Raw genomic sequence first — 17,083 nt, forward strand, 5'->3', positions numbered from 1 at the left:
GTCCCCGCCCGCCCGCGTTCCGCGCAACCCCGGGCGGCGGGAAGGCCGGACAGCCGGGACGGCCGCCGGGCTCCCCGGCGGCCGTCCGGCGCACACCCTCAGCGCCTGGCGACGAACACGTGCGTGGCGACCTCGGCGGTCAGCTCCGCCGCCTCGCCGCCGCTGCCGACCTGCACCCCGCCGCCGGCGCCGGGCGTCACGCTGACCACGGCGCCCGGCTGCACACCGGCCCGCCGCAGCGTGTACATCAGCTGGGCGTCCGTCTGGATCGGCTCGCCGATCCGGCGCACCACGACCGTCTTGCCGTCCGAGCCCGCGTCCAGGTCCGACAGGCTCACCATGTCGTCGCTCAGGAACGGCCCGGCCTCCGAGGGCTCGCCCAGCTCCTCCAGGCCCGGGATCGGGTTGCCGTAGGGGGACTCGGTGGGATGCCGCAGCAACTCCAGCACGCGGCGCTCGACCGCCTCGCTCATCACGTGCTCCCAGCGGCACGCCTCCGCGTGCACCTGCTCCCACTCCAGGCCGATCACGTCGACCAGGAGGCACTCGGCCAGCCGGTGCTTGCGCATCACGCGCGTGGCCAGCCGCCGGCCCTCCTCGGTCAGCTCCAGGTGCCGGTCGCCGGCCACCCGGACCAGCCCGTCGCGCTCCATGCGGGCGACCGTCTGGCTCACCGTCGGGCCGCTCTGGTCGAGCCGCTCGGCGATACGGGCACGCATGGGGACCACGCCCTCCTCCTCCAGCTCCAGGATGGTACGGAGATACATCTCCGTGGTGTCGATGAGTCCGGACATCGTGCCCCTCGTCAGCTCGTGCGGTGGCCCTGGTAACCAATTCTGACGCATGGAGCCGACAACCGTTCCCGATCCGCCCGGGACCGCCGCACATCGTCCGCACGCCTTCCGCGCACCGTCCGTAAGCCGTCCGTACGCCGTCCGGGAGCACCGCGTATTGACAGCGCACTGGTCCAGACCTCACCGTGATCGCGGCGTCACGGGATGTTCCGGGGCGTCCGCCGGAGCGTTCACCGGGGCATGCGGCCGGGCACGCGCCGGGCCGTACGGCGGCACACGACGGGAGGCCGGGGCGATGGGCGGGGCGACGGACGGGGCTGCGGACGAGACCGCGGGCGGAACGGTGGACAGGGCTGTGAGCGGGGCCGCGGACCGGGCCGCGGACAGAGCGGCGTGCGGGCCGGCCGAGCGGTTCATCGACGCGGCCGTCGGCCTGCTGGAGCGGGTCCGGGAGGAGGAGACCGGCAGCATCTCGGCTGCCGGGACGCTGATCGCCGACGCCTTCACCGGCGGCGGCCGGATCTTCGCCTTCGGCGCGGGCCACTCCTCCCTTCCGGCCCAGGACGTGGTCTACCGGGCGGGCGGCCTCGCCGTGCTGAACCTCCTGCCCGTGCCCGGCGCGGTCGGTGTCGATGTCATGCCCGCGACGCTGGGCAGCGCGCTGGAACGGGTCGAGGGACTGGCCTCGGCCGTGCTGGAGACCTCCCCGGCGAGGGCCGGGGACGTACTGGTGGTGATCTCCCTGTCGGGCCGCAACGCGCTGCCGGTGGAGATGGCCTCCCGCGCCCGGGAACTGGGGCTGAAGGTGATCGGCGTGACCTCGGTGGCGTACGCGTCGGCCACCTCGCCGCGCAACCCGTCGGGCACCTTCCTGAAGGACCACTGCGACATCGTCGTCGACAGCAAGATCGCGGTGGGCGACGCGGAGCTGACCATGGAGGGCGCCGGCGCCCCCTTCGCCCCCGCCTCGACGGTGGTGACCGGCGCGATCATGCAGGCCGTCGTCGCCTCGGCCGTGGGCACGCTGGCCGCCCGCGGTGTCACCCCGCCCCTGCTGCGCTCGGGGAACGTGGACGGGGGCCACGAGTGGAACGCCCGGGTGATGGCCGAGCACGCCGACCGGATCTTCCACCTGCGCTGACGGCCGGCCCCGTACCCCCGCCCCGGCCCGGGCTCAGTCCCGGGACAGGGCGCGGGCGAGGTCGACCGCGGCTGCCACGTGGTCCGCGACGCCCTCCGCGTAGATCGCGTCCGAGCGGTCGAAGGCGCGCCGGCTCGGCCCCCGCAGGAAGGTGAGTACGCCCAGGGTGCGGCCGCGGCTGCGCAGGACCGCGCACAGGCCGTGCACCGTGCCCTCCGGCCATCTGCGGGCCCTCGCCCACCCCCGCACCGCCGCGCCGCCCACGCTGGTGCGCACCGGGCCGCAGCGCTCGTACGCCTGGAGCGCCGGGTGGTCGCTCGCGTAGGGGACCGGGACACCCGTGGTCGACGTGCCCGGGGCCGGGGCCTCGACGGTGCGCACCAGCCGGACCGGGGAGCCGGGCGCCGCCAGGTCCAGCAGCGCGTGGTCCGCGAAGCCCGCCAGCGCGAAGTCCAGGTGGACGGCCACCGCCTCCATCGGGTCCTCGCACTCGGCCGCGGCCCGCGCCGCCCGGTGGGCCTGGTTGCCCCGGAAGCGGAACCGCGCCGCCTCCTGCTCGGCCCGCCTGGCGTCCGTGACGTCCGTGAAGAACCAGGCCACGCCCAGCGGCACCGGCGCCTCCTCCGCCATCGGCGAGACCAGCCGCAGGAAGCCGCTGCGCCAGCAGCGCCGCGCGTCCCCGGCCGGCCCGCCCTCCCGCTCCGCCTCCTGCTCGCCGGCCCCGGTGCGCAGCGTCACCCACAGTTCCGCCGGAGCGGGCGGCGGGCCCTCCGCCAGTACGTGCTGCAGGGCGCTCTCCAGTTCATCCACGCCCTCCCCCACCAGCTCGCCCAGCGGCCGCCCCAGCATGGCCGTGCGGCCGACGCGCAGCGCGCGGGCGGCGTGGAGGTTGGCGACGGCCGGGCGCAGGTCGGCGTCCACCAGGACCACCCCCCACGAGGCGCCCTCGAACAGGGCCTCGCTCAGGGCGATCGACCGCTCCAGGTCGATCTGCGTGCGCACCTCGCCGAACGCGCAGTACACGCCGGTCGGCCGGCCGTCCGCGTCGCGCACACCGGAGCACTGCACCCGCACCAGCACCCGCCCGCCGTCCTTGCGCACCAGCGCGAACTCGTGAACTCTGCGCCCCGGCGCGGCCATCGCGGCCATCAGCCGCCCCTGGACGTCCTCGGCGTCGGCGGTGCGGACCGCCCATCCCGCCAGCCCCCGGCGGCCGACGGCCTCCTGTCTGGTCCAGCCCAGGACGCGCTCGGCCTCGCGGTTCCAGTGGGTGACGACGCCGTCGGCGTCGAAGGCGCACAGGGCGGCGTCCATGCCGTCCAGAAGAGCGGCGAGCAGCAGCTCGTCCTCGGAGTCGGCGACTCGCGGCGGGGCGGTTCCTCCCGCGGAACCGCCTCGGGAGGAACCTCCGTCACCGGCACCGTGTTCGAAGTGGGTCTCGGACTGAGCCGTCACCTGACACCCCCGGCTGGACGCTGCGCGCAACTGCACTCCCGATCATTGAACTCGAACGTGACGCAGCGCACATGTGATTCACGCAAATCGTTGTGCCCTCGAAATTCGCTTGTCCGTGCCCATATCGCCGCCTACCGTTCTCAGTACACGAGAAGGGAGGTGGTTCGGCAGATGAGTTGCAACCGGACGCGTGAGGTGGCTGCGGCCTAGGAGGCCGACGTCACAGCGTGATGCCGGCACCGCCGGCCAATCCCAAGCAGTCACCCGACCCGCGGGCTGTCGGTACGTCCGACCGACCCCCCTCGCGCCGCACGGCGCGACCGGGGCCAGGCCCGCGGGTCGTCTGCGTCTCCGGGGTCCCCGGTGCCTCCGGGGTCCTCGGTGCCTCCGGGTCAGGGGCTGAGGCGTTCGACCGTCCAGGCCGCCGCCCCGCCGGAACCGCCCGGACCGGCCGTGTCGCCCCGGCCCCCCAAAGCGTCCGGATCCCGGCGGACGTAGCGCAGGCGGTCGTGGAGGCGGTTCTCGCGGCCCTGCCAGAACTCCACCGTCCGCGCCACCACCCGGTAGCCGCCCCAGTGCGGCGGGACCGGAACCCGTTCCGTCTCCGGGTAGCGCTCCGCGAGCTGCGCGTACGCGCGGTCCAGCTCCTCCCGGGAGGCCACCTTCGAGGACTGCTCGCTGGCCCACGCCCCGAGCTGCGAGCCGTGCGGACGGGTGCGGAAGTAGGCGGCCGTCTCGTCGCGGCCGGTGCGCTCCGCCCGGCCGGCGACGATCACCTGGCGGGCTACGGCGTGCCAGGGGAAGAGCAGCGAGACATACGGGTTGGCGTCGATCTCGCGGCCCTTGCGCGAGTCGTAGTTGGTGTAGAAGACGAAGCCGCGCTCGTCGAACTGCTTGAGCAGCACCGTGCGCGAGCTGGGCCGCCCCCGCTCGTCGGCCGTCGAGACGACCATCGCGTTCGGTTCGTGGAGTCCGGCGGTCACCGCCTCCTCGAACCAGCGCAGGAACTGCCCGTACGGGTCGGCGGCGAGATCCTCCTCCCGGAGTCCTTCCGCGCGGTAGTGGGCCCGCATGGCGGCGGGGTCCAGGTGCGGACGGTGGGCGAGGGCTTCGCGGGCTGCGTCGTCGGCTTGGGGCACGCGTTCATCTTGCAACACCTCCCTCGCGCGGCATCGGGCGGTGGCGGGCGAGTTTGCCCGTCCGCGGGAGCGTGTACACCTGGGGGCGGGGAAACGGGGAGTGTGCCGCATCTCACTCTTCCCCGCACCTGCCGGACCGGACAGAATCGCTGGCTGGACCACTGTGGCCTTCGCACAGCGCGGGTTATCGTGTCCGACCAGTCACTGCCCGGTCACCACCGGCAGCCCAACAGCAGCAGGGCAGGACCGGGTGCCGGCCCGGGCCGCCGGCCCCACGCGGCGGCGGAACCGCGCAGGCACACCCGCAGAGAGCCGACCGGCCCCCTGGGGTGCCCGCCGTCCTCCTACCGAACCACATACGAGGAGCCGCCAGATGTCCGACTTCGTACCCGGACTCGAGGGAGTCGTCGCGTTCGAGACGGAGATCGCCGAGCCCGACAAGGAGGGCGGCGCCCTCCGCTACCGGGGTGTGGACATCGAGGACCTGGTGGGCCACGTCTCCTTCGAGAACGTGTGGGGCCTGCTGGTGGACGGCGGCTTCACCCCCGGCCTGCCCCCGGCCGAGCCCTTCCCCATCCCGGTCCACTCGGGTGACATCCGCGTGGACGTGCAGTCCGCGCTGGCGATGCTCGCGCCCGTGTGGGGCCTGCGCCCGCTGCTGGACATCGACGAGGAGCAGGCCCGCGACGACCTGGCGCGGGCCGCGGTGATGGCGCTGTCGTACGTCGCCCAGTCGGCGCGCGGCCAGGGCCTGCCGATGGTGCCGCAGCGGGAGATCGACAAGGCCGAGACCGTCGTGGAGCGCTTCATGCGCCGCTGGCGGGGCGAGCCCGACCCCAAGCACGTCGCGGCCGTGGACGCCTACTGGACGTCGGCCGCCGAGCACGGCATGAACGCCTCCACCTTCACCGCCCGCGTCATCGCCTCCACCGGCGCGGACGTGGCGGCGGCGCTGTCGGGTGCGGTGGGCGCGATGTCCGGCCCGCTGCACGGCGGCGCGCCCTCGCGCGTGCTGGGCATGATCGAGGAGATCGAGCGGACCGGTGACGCCCGGGCGTACGTGAAGGGCGCCCTGGACCGCGGCGAGCGCCTGATGGGCTTCGGCCACCGCGTCTACCGCGCCGAGGACCCGCGCGCCCGCGTGCTGCGCCGTACCGCCAGGGAGCTGGGCGCGCCGCGCTTCGAGGTCGCCGAGGCCCTGGAGAAGGCGGCGCTGGAGGAGCTGCACAACCGGCGTCCGGACCGGGTGCTGGCCACCAACGTGGAGTTCTGGGCGGCGATCGTGCTGGACTTCGCCGAGGTCCCGGCGCACATGTTCACCTCGATGTTCAGCTGCGCCCGCACCGCCGGCTGGTCGGCGCACATCCTGGAGCAGAAGCGCACCGGCCGCCTGGTGCGCCCCTCCGCGCGCTACGTGGGCCCGGGTCCGCGCAGTGTGCGGGAGATCGAGGGCTACGACGAGATCGCCCGCTGAGGCCCCCCGTCCGTACGGACACCGCGCCGGCCCCGGAGCGACGCCCCCGTCGCTCCGGGGCCGGCGCGCGTCCGGGCCCGTTCCCTCCCGCGGAACCGTCCGTGGAGCCGCCCGCGGAAAGCGGACGGCCTCACCCCGCCGGAAGCGGCGGGGTGAGGCCGTCGGGCACCGGACCGGGCCGGCCGTGTGCTCAGTCGCGCACCGGGATCTCGGCGTACGAGGGGTCGCCCGCGGGCGAGGAGAAGGCGAGCTTCGCGCCGAACGGGTTGTGCTCGGCGTAGAGCGGGTCGACGGTGTCGATCACCAGGGCGAGCCGGTGCCCGGCCGGGACGTCGTAGGCGGTCGAGAACAGTTCCAGGTCCACGCCGAACGCCTCGCCCGGCGTCCTGCCGTGGAAGCTGAACGGCGCGTGGGTGACCAGCCTGCCCACGCCCAGCGGCCCCACGTCGTAGAGGTGGGCGACGAAGGTGCCGCTGGACCGGTTGGAGGTCACCGTCGTGTGCAGCTTCACCGTGCCCCGGACCTGCCGGGCGGTGGCGTACCGCTCGGACTTCCAGACCGCGGAGTACCAGTCGGGCAGCAGCGGGACGGAGACCGTCGGCGGGAGACCGGTGAGCTGGTCGAAGATGCTGGAGAGGAAGACCGTGCCGCCGTTCGCGCCGGAGTCGAGGTTCGCCAGGATGCGCTCGGTGTCGTTCAGCGCGATCCGCTCGGTGCCCGAGGGCACGGACTTCCAGTCGGGGTAGCCCTCCTGGTCGCCCTGGCGGTCGGTGAGCTGGACGGGCTGCTCGCGGTCGACGCCGTTGTCCTCGCCCTTGAGGTGGTGGTCGAGCCAGCGCTCGGCGCTGTTCCACACGTCGTTGGGCAGACCCAGCAGGCCGGGCATCTCGGGGGTGGCGTGGTCGCCGTGCCGGAACTCCAGGCGCTTGGGGCCGGTCAGCTTCTCGTAGAAGTCGGCGTACTGGTTGGGCGGGAAGATCGAGTCGCCCCAGGCGTTGCCCAGCATGATCGCGGGACCGTTGGCGTTGATCCGGTCGATGTGGGTGGCGGCGGAGCGCTTCTTCCCCCAGGCGATCATGTCGCCTTCCTTCTCCAGGTCGGAGGTGAGGAAGCCGGAGATGATCTCCTTGAACTCGTCGCTCGGGCGGCCGGTGAGATAGCCGGCGCCGGTGAGGAACGTGGCCGCCTGGGTGTGCTGGGTGCGGCCGCTGTAGATGGAGTCGACCAGATCGGCCCATCCGCTCATGGCGACCACGGCCTTGATCCGGTCGTCGTGGGCGGAGGCCAGCAGGCTGATGCCCGCGCCGTAGGAGATGCCGGCCATGCCGATCCGCTCGGGGTCGGCGGGGGTGTTGGCCAGCGCCCAGTCGATGGCCTTCGAGGCGTCGGCGACGTCGGGTGGGCCGGCGACCTCGATCTCGCCGCCGGACTGCCAGAAGCCGCGCGAGTTGTAGCTGAGCACCACGTAGCCGGAGTCGGCGAGCTTCTTGGCCTGGGCGAGGTACTCGACCTGCGGCATGGACCAGCTGGTGGGGAGCACGACGAGCGGGTAGCGGCGCCCGCCGTCCGCGTCGCCGGGCACGACGACGTTGGCGGCCAGCGGCGTACCGCCGTCGCCGGGGATCTCGACGAAGCGGACGGTGGACGAGGCGGTCGTGCCGTGGGCGGCGGTGACCGGGCCGGCGACGGTCCCGGCCAGCACCGCGGCCGAGACGGCGGCGACGGCAGTGGACGTGCGCAGACGCCTGCGAGGGTGTCCCATGGGCCCTCTTCCTGAGTCGTGTCGCCGGCGTGGGGGGCCGGCGGGCGTGTGGGGAAGGTGACCCGAGACTAGACGCGAGGCTTACCACTGGTAACCCGTCAGTAAGTTACGCATCCGTAACTTTCCCCGCGCCCCTCGTCGCACCCCTCGTCGCACCATCGGGCGAACGCCGACCGGTTCCGTCCGCCGTACGGGCGCCGCCGGGCAGAGGCCCCGCCTCACCGCCCCGGCCGCTCCTGCGGCCGCTCCCCCTCCGGCGGCCCGTCCAGCGCCTCGGCCAGCACCTCCGCCAGGTGGCGGGCGCGGTATCCGCCGAGCTGGGCGAGCTGGGTGCGGCAGGAGTAGCCGTCGGCCAGCAGCTCCGTACCCGGCTCGGCGCCGCGCACCGCCGGCAGCAGCTTCTCCTCCGCACAGGCGGCCGACACCTCGAAGTGCCCTTTCTCGAAGCCGAAGTTGCCCGCCAGTCCGCAGCAGCCGTCGCTGAGCCCGCCGGTCAGCCCGGCCTTCTCCCGCAGCCGCCGCTCCGCCGCGTCGCCCAGCACGGCGTGCTGGTGGCAGTGGGTCTGGCCGGCCACCGGGCGGCCGATCCGCGGCGGGGTCCAGCCGGGCGCGTACTCCTCCAGCGCCTGCGCGAAGGTGCGCACGAGGGCGGCCAGCCGCTCGGCGCGCGGGTCGTCCGGCAGCAGCTCGGGGGCGTCGGTGCGCAGCGCCGCCGCGCACGGCGGCTCCAGGACCACCACCGGGACCCCGGCCGCCAGTACGGGCTCCAACCGGTCCAGGGTGCGGCGCAGCACACGGCGGGCACCGTCGAGCTGTCCGGTGGAGATCCAGGTCAGGCCGCAGCAGACCCGGTCCGCGCCCGGCGGCGGGACCACCTCCAGCCCGGCCGCCTCCAGCACCCGTACGGCGGCGGTGCCCGCCTCGGGGGAGAGGTGGTTGGTGAAGGTGTCCGGCCACAGCACGACGCGCCGGCCGCCGTGCACGGGACGCGCCGGGCGCTTCCGGCGGTCCGCGCGCCACCGGCGCATGAAGGGGGCGCGCGGCAGCGGCGGGATCTCCCGCTCCGGGGCGATCCCGCCCAGCCGCTTGGCCAGGGCCGCCGCCGGGGTGCGGGCCAGGGCGTTCAGCAGCGGCGCGGTGCGGGTGGCGGCCACCGCCCGCAGCCACAGCGGCAGCCGGCCCATCGAGTAGTGGGCCATCGGACGGCGGCGGCCCGCGTAGTGGTGGTGCAGGAACTCCGCCTTGTAGGTGGCCATGTCCACCCCCACCGGGCAGTCGCTGCGGCAGCCCTTGCACGACAGGCACAGATCCAGCGCCTCGCGGACCTCCTGGGAGCGCCAGCCGTCGGTGACCACCTCGCCCGCGAGCATCTCGTGCAGCAGCCGCGCCCGGCCGCGCGTGGAGTGCTTCTCCTCCCCCGTCGCCCGGTAGGAGGGGCACATCACGCCCGGACTCCCGGCGGGATTCCGGCACTTGGCCACCCCCACACAGCGCCGCACCGCCGCCGAGAAGTCGCCGCCGTCCTCCGGGTAGCCGTAGACGACCGGGAGGGGCTCGCGCGGCAGCGGCGCGAAGCGCAGGTTCTCGTCCAGGCGGTGGGGGCGGACCAGCATGCCGGGGTTGAGGCCGCCGTCGGGGTCCCACAGGTCCTTGAAGCGGCCGAACAGCTCCACCGTCTCCCGCCCGTACATGCGCGGCAGCAGCTCGGCGCGCGCCTGCCCGTCGCCGTGCTCGCCCGACAGCGAGCCGCCGTGCGCGACCACCAGACCGGCCAGGTCGGTGGAGAAGCGGCGGAAGCGGGCGACGCCCTCCTCGCCGATCAGGTCGAAGTCGATGCGCACATGGATGCAGCCGTCGCCGAAGTGGCCGTACGGCAGCCCGCGCAGCCCGTGTTCGGCCAGCAGCGCGCGGAAGTCCCGCAGATACGCGCCCAGCCGGGCGGGCGGGACCGCGCAGTCCTCCCAGCCGGGCCACGCCTCGCTGCCGTCGGGCATGCGGGTGGCGGTGCCGGAGGCGTCCTCCCGCACCCGCCACAGGGCGCGCTGCCCTGCCGGGTCGGCGACCAGCGCGTGGTCGGCGGCGTCCCCCGCGGCCGCCCGGCACAGCCGCTCGGCCGCCGCCCGCGCCCCGTCCGCGTCCGCGCCGCCGACCTCGACGAACAGCCACGCCCCGCCCCGGGGCAGCATCGCCCGCTCGGCCTCGGGCACCAGGTCGCTCGCCATGCCCTCCACCGTCAGCGGGCGGTGCGGAAGGAGGGTGACGGCCGCCTCGGCCGCCGCGCTCTCGTCCGCGTAGCCCAGCACCGCCAGCACCCGTGCGCCGGGCCGCTCCACCAGCCCCACCGTGGCGGCCGTGACCACCCCGAGGGTGCCCTCGCTGCCGGTGAACGCCCGCACCCAGTCCTCGCCGCGCTCGGGCAGCAGCGCGTCCAGGGCGTAGCCGGAGATACGGCGCGGCAGTTCGGGGAAGCCGGTGCGCAGCCGGGCGAGCTCCCCGCCCACCAGCGCCCGCGCCCCGGCGCGCAGCCGCTCGGGCACGCCGTCCCCGCCGGGCGCGAGCCGGGCCCGCTCGCCGCCGTAGGTGAGCACATCCAGCTCCCGGACGTTGTCGGCGGTCGTGCCCCAGGCCACCGAGTGGGAGCCGCAGGAGTTGTTGCCGATCATCCCGCCGAGCGTGCAGCGGCTGTGGGTGGAGGGGTCGGGGCCGAAGGTCAGCCCGTGGGCGCCGGCCGCGCGGCACAGGTCGTCCAGGACCACGCCCGGCTGGACGACGGCGGTGCGCGCCGCGGGGTCGAGCGAGAGGACCGCGTCCATGTGGCGGGTGAAGTCCAGCACCACCCCCGTGCCCGTCGCCTGCCCGGCGATGGACGTGCCCCCGCCGCGCGGCACCACCGGCACCCCCGTCTCCCGGCACACCTCCAGCGCCGCCGCCACGTCACCGGCGTCACGCGGCGCGACCACGGCCAGCGGCACCCGCCGGTAGTTGGACGCGTCCATCGTCACCAGCGCGCGGGAGCCCGCGTCGTCGGCGACCTCCCCCCGTACGGCCGCCCGCAGCGCCCGCACCACCTCCCGCGCCCGCTCGTACTCCTCCGCCTGCGCCGTACGCTCCAGCGCCGTGCGCGCCTGCTCCCGTGCCGCCCTCGCCGCGTCATCACCCATGGCAACAGCGTGCATCCCGACCGGCCCCGCGCGCACCGGTCGTTCCACGGTGTGTCCCGCCGCGTGCCCCACGGCGCGTCCCATCAGCGCGTCCACGGCGCGTCTCGCGGGATGGACGCCTCACGGAACACGGGGCGGCCACGCACTACCCTTCGGTACGTGGCCGATCTCCAGATTCCCGCAGACATCAAGCCCGCCGACGGACGATTCGGTTCGGGCCCGTCCAAGGTGCGGACGGAGGCGCTGAGCGCCCTGGCCGCCACCGGTACGTCCCTGCTGGGCACCTCACACCGCCAGGCTCCGGTCAAGAACCTCGTCGGCAGGGTGCGCGAGGGAGTGAAGGAGCTCTTCGGTCTTCCGGAGGGCTACGAGGTCGTCCTGGGCAACGGCGGCTCCACCGCCTTCTGGGACATCGCGACCCACGGTCTGATCGAATCGAAGTCCCAGCACCTGTCCTTCGGCGAGTTCTCCTCGAAGTTCGCCAAGGCCGCCAAGCTCGCCCCCTGGCTGGCCGACCCGTCCGTGATCTCCTCCGAGCCCGGCACCCACCCGCTGCCGAACGCCGAGGCGGGCGTGGACGTGTACGCCTACACCCACAACGAGACCTCCACCGGCGTCGCCATGCCGATCAGGCGGGTCGAGGGCGCGGACGAGGGCGCCCTGGTCCTGGTGGACGCCACCTCCGGCGCGGGCGGTCTCCCGGTGGACGTCTCCGAGACGGACGTCTACTACTTCGCCCCGCAGAAGTCGTTCGCCGCGGACGGCGGCCTGTGGCTGGGCGTGTTCTCCCCGGCCGCGCTGGAGCGGGCCGAGCGGATCGCCGCGACCGACCGGCACATCCCGGCCTTCTTCGACCTGCCGACGGCGATCGACAACTCCCGCAAGAACCAGACGTACAACACCCCGGCCGTCGCCACCCTCTTCCTGCTGGCCGACCAGCTGGAGTGGATCAACGGCCAGGGCGGTCTGGACTGGGCCACCTCCCGCACCGCCGACTCCTCCTCGCGGCTGTACGGCTGGGCGGAGAAGTCCGAGATCGCCACTCCCTTCGTGGCCGACCCCGCCCAGCGCTCCCAGGTCGTCGGCACGATCGACTTCGCCGAAGGCGTCGACGCCTCCGCGATCGCCAAGGTGCTGCGCGCCAACGGCATCGTGGACACCGAGCCGTACCGCAAGCTGGGCCGCAACCAGCTGCGGGTGGCGATGTTCCCGGCCGTCGAGCCGGCGGACGTCGAGGCGCTGACGGCCTGCGTGGACTACGTCGCCGAGCGTCTCTGAGCCGCACGGCGGTACGTAACTTCCGGCCGCCGGCCGCCGGGACCGCGTCGCGGTCCCGGCGGCCGGCGGCACCGTCTTCCCCGGCTCCCCGCCCCTCGCGGGAGGCGGGTCAGCGGGGCGCGTCCCGCGCGGCGACGCGCTCCAGGTTCTCGCGGAACACCCGCTGCGCGTCCGGGGTGATGGTGCGCAGCGCGACCATCGCGGTGAGGACCACGTCGCACAGTTCCTTCTGCACGTCGTCCCATGTGTGGCTGTGCCCCTTGCGGGGGTTGGAGCCCATCGCGCCGTGGACGGCCTCGGCGACCTCCCCGGCCTCCTCGCCGATCTTGAGGATGCGCAGCAGCCGGGCCGTCTCCGGTGAGGCGGTGCCGTGTTCGTCCAGCCGCTTCACGAGTCGGCCGATCGTCTCCCAGGTCTCGTCGTCCATGCGCGCCGTTCTACCGGACGCGGCCGCCGGTGCCGGAGACGGGCGGCAGATCCCAGCCAGGCCCTCGTGGATCGCCCAGCCACACCCACTGGCGGCCGGAGGTGACGGTGATGCCGAAGGAGTCGCGGGCGGGGGCCGTGTCCGGGAACCACCGGTGCAGTTCCTCCACGGCCTCCCACAGGCGGCGGGGCCCGGCCTGGCGCACCGTGCCGTCGGCGTGGACGCGGGCGATCGACCCGTCAGGCGTCCACAGGCCCAGGCCCTCGACCGTGCCGTCGTCCTCGCGGTTCCAGGTACAGAACCGGTAACCGGGCATGGTCAGGGACAGCGGGAACTCCAGATGGCGGAGTGCGTCGACCGGGGTGGCGGTGCGGGAGGGGCGGGGCTCGGTACGCTCCAGGCCGGCGAAGTCCGGGGCGGGAGCGTCCGCGCGGCGGGGCATGAAGTAGGCCCCGCCAGGAAGGAAGGCACCCTCGGCGGCGTCGCCGTGGATGGTCAGGCGGGCGACACCCCAGCCGATGGGGACCACGATCACCGCGCCCTCACAGGCCTGCTCGACCCACGGCCACGGCACGGACGGCAGACCGCAGGTGGCGATGATCCGGTCGTACGGGGCCCGGTCGGGGACGCCGTACGCGCCGTCGCCGACGCGCACGGCCGGGTGGTGTCCGGCCTCGCCGAGGCGCCGGGTGGCGGCCCCGGTCAGGTCGGGGTCCACGTCCATGGTGGTCACCCGGCTGTCGCCGAGCCGGTGGGAGAGGAGGGCGGCGTTGTAGCCGGTGCCGGTGCCGACTTCCAGCACCCTGTGCCCGTCGGCCATGTCCAGGGCGTGGAGCATCTCCAGCATCAGGCTCGGCTGGCTGGACGACGATGTGGGGGTGCCGTCGGCGATTTGGGTGGTCAGTGCGCGGTCGGAGTAGACGGCCTCCCAGTAACGCGGGTTCTCGGGGGTGATGGTCACCCACCGGCCGTCCTCCGCCTGCTCGTGGAAGGAGGGTACGAACACGTGCCGGGGCACCGTCTCGAACGCGGCCCGCCACGGGTCGCCGGGGGCGGTGAGCCGGTGTGCCAGGGCGGTGCGGAGATCTCGCGAGGGGTCGGCGGGGACGGTCATGCGGCGGCTCCTTGCAGAAGGTCGGCGTGGGCCTCGGCGATCGGTAACTTGGTGGCGGCGGCGATGAACTGCCATTGCCCGGCGGGGTTGCACTCGAAGAACACCCAGCGGCCGGCCGGGGTGACGGCGAAGTCGAACGCCCCGTAGTTCAGGTGGTAGTGGTCCATGAACCGGCGTACGGACTCGGCCACCGGCTCGGGGACGGGCACGGGTTCGTAGCTCAGCGCGTCGTAGTCGGCGCGCCAGTCCACGCGGGCGGCCTCACTGCCGGCATGGATCGCGGCGGGGAACATCCGGTCGCCGACGACGGTCAGCCGCACCTCGTACTGCTTGGGCACCCACTCCTGGAGCAGGTGCGCGGTCGTCTCCAGGGACTCGTCCAACTCGTCCGGCTCCACGCGGCGGGTGGGCAGCGTCAGCGGCTTCTCATCGGGCCGGTTCAGTGGGGCGGCGGCGATGGGCTTGCACACCAGCGGACCTTCGATCCGGGCGGCCCAGCGGCGGGCCCGGTCGAGGCTGTTGGTGATCAGGGTGCGTGGCACTGTGAGCCCGGCGTCGGTGGCGGCGACGAGTTGGGCGGGCTTGTGGGCCGCGGCCCGGTAGGTGTCCGGGTGGTGCATCCACACCACCGGCAGCGAGGAGAGGACCTGCACCACGCCCACCAGGGCCTGCGCACGCGCCCACTCCCGGTATTCCTCGGCCACCTGCGGCGAGATGCGGGGGAGACCGGGCCGCCGGTAGTAGACGGCCCGGACCTCCTCCAGCCGCGCCACGCGGGCACCGGTGCCCAACTCCCCGCGCCAGCCGGGCGTACGACCGTCATGCCCAGCCGTGAGCGTGACGTGCAGAGGGAAATCGGCGATGTCGAACCTCATCACCGGCACATTCCGGTCGTTGAGGGCTTGGACGACGAGATCGGCGCTCGCGTCCAGGTCCTCGGCCACGACCAGGACGTGCCCGCGCGGCGCGGCCATCAGGCGGCTTCGACGTAGTCGGCGGGGAAGGCGTACGGATCGGACGTCTCGTCCGCCGGTCCGTTGGAGTCGTTGTTGGTGGCGGTGCTGGACGCGGCTACCGGGGTGTGGGCCCACAGACGGCCGTCACCCATCACGTTCACCTGCCGGTCGGGGTCGTAGGTGAACTCCCTCGGGTCGATGGTGACGGTGTACGGGGGCTGGGGGTTGCGAGCGCCGAACGGCACCGCTGCCGTGGTGGACATCTGTGTTCCTCCTTCTGGTCGTTTCTCGTACGGCCCACCGGGCGGCGGGCTTGCCGTGCGGCACCATCGGTGCGATGCCTCACGGAGTCCTTTGCGGGCCCGGGCCCTGTACCGCCGGGAGCGGCATCATCCGGCCGTCCCCGGGGCCGCCGTGGTGCGGGCGGGCGCGGCCAGGTGGGTGCGGACCCGCCTGACCAGTCGCGCCGTCTCGTAGCCGACCACGGCCGGGTCGGCGTCGCGGTCGGCGATGACGGCCAGGTGGGCGCGGACGCCGGCGGCGCGGACGAACAGCAGGGTGCGGGCGAGTTCCACGGTCATCTGTCGCACGTCGCCGTCCGGGTGTGGGCCGGGTCCGGCGTCGATGCGGGCGGCGGCGCCCCTGGCCAGGGAGTACAGGCCGCAGACGATGGCCGCCAGGACATCGGCGGTGTCGGTGTCGTCCAGGCCGTGGGCGGCCCGGATCAGCCCGTCGGAGGTGACCAGTGCCGCGCTGCGGATGCGGGCGTTGCGCTCGACCAGGCCCTGGATCAGCCATGTCTTCGGGTCGGTGCCGCCGGTGCGCTGTGTGCCGGCCATGGGGTGCCTTCCTCGGGTGAGGGACGGGAGGGGGAAGCGGTCTGGTGCCTGCCCCCGGCTGCGGGCCGCAGGGGAGTTGGAACGTCCGTCGCCGGGGGCAGGGGTCTGTGGCGCGGCGCTCACCGGGCGGCCTCCTGCGCCGCCGTGCGGGCGGCGGTGTAGGCGTCCCGCAGGGCGGGTCCGTCGGTGAGTTGCGTGCCGGTCGGGCGCACGATCCAGGACCGGCCGCCCAGGTGGCGGGGTTCGGCGTAGTCCGGGTGCGGCAGCGGCACCAGCGTGCGGTCGGGCAGGCGCGTGCTGCCGGGGGCGTTCCAGCCGTCCGCCGAGCCGGGTGCGAGAAGGAAGTCCACGCCCAGCGGGGTGGCCAGGACCGGCCCCAGCGGTGCGCGGGCCGCGCGGAGCCGCCGCACCGTCGCGTACGCGGTGCCGGTGGGCAGGCGTACCACGTCCCAGGCGGGCCCGGCCGGAGCCTCGCCCAGCGCCCCGTGTCCCCAGGCGCGCAGCACCTCCGAAACGCGGCCGGTGGGCCGCAGCCATCCCAGTTCCAGGGGGCCGAGGATCAGGTCCGACAGGTCAGCATCAGGGTGCGTCAGGGTCGGGTTCACGGAGCGTGGTGCCTCTCGATCGGGTGGTGCAGGGGTCGGTCCGGCTTGGAGGGGGTGGGCGCTACCGGCCGAGGGCGAGAGCGACCAGCGGCCACAACTGCCAGGCAGCGAAAGCGAGAAGGCCGATGACCACGGCGAGAGCGCCAGGGTTCGCCTTGACGGTCAGGTACGCGCAGCCCAGCCGACCGGGCTGCTCGGTCTTCGCCCCGTTGGGCGTCCTGGGCGCGTCACCGGGCATGGTCGGCCCTCCCGGCCGGCAGCAGTCGCGGCCGGTGCCGACGGCCGCACGGGGGATGGCCGTTGACCTCCGCCAGGTACAGGAACCGCGCCGGGCGGGCCTGCCAGGTGAGGTGCTGAATGCCGGGGTAGAGGGTCAGCGAGCAGGACTCGCCCCGGCGCAGCCGGGCGCACGCCCGCGCCGAGCCGGGTCCGTCCACCCAGTGGTCCAGCACGTACCCGGCCTGGTTCGGGCCGAGTACGGAGACCACGGTGCGCGCCCCGGCCCGGATCCACCGGATCGCCGCCTCCGGGCTCGGGGCCGCGTACCCGTCCCGGCGCATGGCCGTTCCCGGCAGACCGGTGAGGGTGCTGACCGCCTCGCACCACACCCCCGCCCGGACCAGCGGAGCGGAGTGGGCGGCCTGCTCGGCGGGAGCGGTCACCGCGCCGGCTCCTCGGGGGCGAGGTGCCGTGGCAACCACCGGCAGTCGGCGGCCTCGGGCCGAGGCAGGGCCGTGCTGATGGGCAGGGCTCGGCCGATCGCCCCCATGACGGTGACGATGTCGGCCAGGGCATCTGCTGCGGCCGGCACGGCAGCAGACGGTGGTGCGGTGGGCAAGGTCTGCACAGGAGCCCCCGAAGATTTCCGGTGATCGGTTCGTCACCGAAAGTAGGACCCCTGCAGCGGAGGAAGGGGCAGGATTCCTGCCCCTCGCACT

The 17,083-nt window shown here is 74.2% G+C and carries 17 protein-coding genes; 3 read left to right on the plus strand and 14 right to left on the minus strand.

Annotated features, from left to right (window positions below; translation table 11 throughout):
* Positions 1-98: 98 nt before the first annotated feature.
* Complete coding sequence (locus L7D48_RS06955) at positions 99-794, minus strand: metal-dependent transcriptional regulator (protein ID WP_237878068.1); 696 nt, start codon at positions 792-794, stop codon at positions 99-101.
* Positions 795-1,149: 355 nt separating this feature from the next.
* Between L7D48_RS06955 and L7D48_RS06960 the strand changes: the two genes are divergently transcribed.
* Positions 1,150-1,935 (plus strand): SIS domain-containing protein, encoded by a 786-nt coding sequence (locus tag L7D48_RS06960; protein ID WP_237878070.1) that lies wholly within the window; start codon positions 1,150-1,152, stop codon positions 1,933-1,935.
* Positions 1,936-1,968: 33 nt separating this feature from the next.
* On the opposite strand, the gene L7D48_RS06965 is transcribed toward L7D48_RS06960, so the two are convergent.
* Together L7D48_RS06965 and pdxH are read right to left on the minus strand one after the other, a co-directional pair.
* Positions 1,969-3,390 carry a PAS domain-containing protein gene (locus tag L7D48_RS06965; protein ID WP_374491485.1) on the minus strand — a complete coding sequence of 474 codons (1,422 nt, stop codon included), beginning with the start codon at positions 3,388-3,390 and terminating at the stop codon, positions 1,969-1,971.
* A gap of 392 nt (positions 3,391-3,782) precedes the next feature.
* A complete protein-coding gene (pdxH, locus tag L7D48_RS06970; RefSeq protein ID WP_237878092.1) occupies positions 3,783-4,463 on the minus strand; it encodes a pyridoxamine 5'-phosphate oxidase in 681 nt (226 codons plus the stop codon).
* Between the two features lie 439 nt (positions 4,464-4,902).
* Between pdxH and L7D48_RS06975 the strand changes: the two genes are divergently transcribed.
* The gene (locus L7D48_RS06975; RefSeq protein ID WP_237878071.1) at positions 4,903-6,003 is read left to right on the plus strand and encodes a citrate synthase 2; all 1,101 of its coding nucleotides are present in this window, start codon (positions 4,903-4,905) and stop codon (positions 6,001-6,003) included.
* A gap of 190 nt (positions 6,004-6,193) precedes the next feature.
* On the opposite strand, the gene L7D48_RS06980 is transcribed toward L7D48_RS06975, so the two are convergent.
* Positions 6,194-7,765, minus strand: coding sequence for an alpha/beta fold hydrolase (locus L7D48_RS06980; protein ID WP_237878072.1), 1,572 nt, complete (start codon positions 7,763-7,765; stop codon positions 6,194-6,196).
* 218 nt (positions 7,766-7,983) lie between these two features.
* Complete coding sequence (locus tag L7D48_RS06985) at positions 7,984-10,926, minus strand: FAD-binding and (Fe-S)-binding domain-containing protein (protein ID WP_237878073.1); 2,943 nt, start codon at positions 10,924-10,926, stop codon at positions 7,984-7,986.
* A gap of 159 nt (positions 10,927-11,085) precedes the next feature.
* On the opposite strand from L7D48_RS06985, the gene serC reads away from it, so the two are divergent.
* Positions 11,086-12,204: a phosphoserine transaminase gene (gene serC / locus L7D48_RS06990; protein WP_237878074.1), complete on the plus strand. Its 1,119-nt coding sequence runs from the start codon at positions 11,086-11,088 to the stop codon at positions 12,202-12,204.
* Between the two features lie 109 nt (positions 12,205-12,313).
* Here serC and L7D48_RS06995 read toward each other — a convergent pair whose 3' ends face one another.
* The 9 genes from L7D48_RS06995 to L7D48_RS07035 form a co-directional block, all read right to left on the minus strand.
* Positions 12,314-12,631, minus strand: coding sequence for a MazG-like family protein (locus L7D48_RS06995; RefSeq protein WP_237878075.1), 318 nt, complete (start codon positions 12,629-12,631; stop codon positions 12,314-12,316).
* 10 nt (positions 12,632-12,641) lie between these two features.
* The gene (locus L7D48_RS07000; RefSeq protein WP_237878076.1) at positions 12,642-13,745 is read right to left on the minus strand and encodes a methyltransferase domain-containing protein; all 1,104 of its coding nucleotides are present in this window, start codon (positions 13,743-13,745) and stop codon (positions 12,642-12,644) included.
* Entirely contained in the window at positions 13,742-14,719 is a 978-nt protein-coding gene (gene tgmB / locus L7D48_RS07005) for an ATP-grasp ribosomal peptide maturase (protein WP_237878077.1), read from the minus strand. The genes L7D48_RS07000 and tgmB overlap by 4 nt, the downstream gene beginning before the upstream one ends.
* Positions 14,719-14,964, minus strand: a complete 246-nt coding sequence (gene tgmA / locus L7D48_RS07010) for a putative ATP-grasp-modified RiPP (protein ID WP_237878078.1) — start codon at positions 14,962-14,964, stop codon at positions 14,719-14,721. The genes tgmB and tgmA overlap by 1 nt, the downstream gene beginning before the upstream one ends.
* A 126-nt stretch (positions 14,965-15,090) precedes the next feature.
* Positions 15,091-15,540 carry a roadblock/LC7 domain-containing protein gene (locus tag L7D48_RS07015; protein WP_237878079.1) on the minus strand — a complete coding sequence of 150 codons (450 nt, stop codon included), beginning with the start codon at positions 15,538-15,540 and terminating at the stop codon, positions 15,091-15,093.
* A 119-nt stretch (positions 15,541-15,659) separates the two neighbouring features.
* On the minus strand, positions 15,660-16,145 hold the full coding sequence (locus tag L7D48_RS07020; RefSeq protein ID WP_237878080.1) for a hypothetical protein: 486 nt from the start codon (positions 16,143-16,145) through the stop codon (positions 15,660-15,662).
* Positions 16,146-16,206: 61 nt separating this feature from the next.
* Positions 16,207-16,383, minus strand: coding sequence for a hypothetical protein (locus L7D48_RS07025; RefSeq protein WP_237878081.1), 177 nt, complete (start codon positions 16,381-16,383; stop codon positions 16,207-16,209).
* Entirely contained in the window at positions 16,373-16,807 is a 435-nt protein-coding gene (locus L7D48_RS07030; protein ID WP_237878082.1) for a hypothetical protein, read from the minus strand. The genes L7D48_RS07025 and L7D48_RS07030 overlap by 11 nt, the downstream gene beginning before the upstream one ends.
* Complete coding sequence (locus L7D48_RS07035) at positions 16,804-16,956, minus strand: hypothetical protein (protein WP_237878083.1); 153 nt, start codon at positions 16,954-16,956, stop codon at positions 16,804-16,806. Before L7D48_RS07035 ends, L7D48_RS07030 begins: the two co-directional genes overlap by 4 nt.
* Positions 16,957-17,083: the final 127 nt, after the last annotated feature.

It is taken from the genome of Streptomyces sp. ICN903, from assembly GCF_022015835.1.
GTDB lineage: Bacteria > Actinomycetota > Actinomycetes > Streptomycetales > Streptomycetaceae > Streptomyces > Streptomyces fenghuangensis.

Bases quoted from the DNA above. Each gene is read 5' to 3' on its own strand.
- L7D48_RS06955 (WP_237878068.1), bottom strand. From the start codon at position 794: ATGTCCGGACTCATCGACACCACGGAGATGTATCTCCGTACCATCCTG.
- pdxH (WP_237878092.1), bottom strand. From the start codon at position 4,463: ATGCGGGCCCACTACCGCGCGGAAGGACTCCGGGAGGAGGATCTCGCC.
- L7D48_RS06975 (WP_237878071.1), top strand. From the start codon at position 4,903: ATGTCCGACTTCGTACCCGGACTCGAGGGAGTCGTCGCGTTCGAGACG.
- L7D48_RS06980 (WP_237878072.1), bottom strand. From the start codon at position 7,765: ATGGGACACCCTCGCAGGCGTCTGCGCACGTCCACTGCCGTCGCCGCC.
- L7D48_RS06985 (WP_237878073.1), bottom strand. From the start codon at position 10,926: ATGGGTGATGACGCGGCGAGGGCGGCACGGGAGCAGGCGCGCACGGCG.
- L7D48_RS06995 (WP_237878075.1), bottom strand. From the start codon at position 12,631: ATGGACGACGAGACCTGGGAGACGATCGGCCGACTCGTGAAGCGGCTG.
- L7D48_RS07000 (WP_237878076.1), bottom strand. From the start codon at position 13,745: ATGACCGTCCCCGCCGACCCCTCGCGAGATCTCCGCACCGCCCTGGCA.
- tgmB (WP_237878077.1), bottom strand. From the start codon at position 14,719: ATGGCCGCGCCGCGCGGGCACGTCCTGGTCGTGGCCGAGGACCTGGAC.
- tgmA (WP_237878078.1), bottom strand. From the start codon at position 14,964: ATGTCCACCACGGCAGCGGTGCCGTTCGGCGCTCGCAACCCCCAGCCC.
- L7D48_RS07015 (WP_237878079.1), bottom strand. From the start codon at position 15,540: ATGGCCGGCACACAGCGCACCGGCGGCACCGACCCGAAGACATGGCTG.
- L7D48_RS07025 (WP_237878081.1), bottom strand. From the start codon at position 16,383: ATGCCCGGTGACGCGCCCAGGACGCCCAACGGGGCGAAGACCGAGCAG.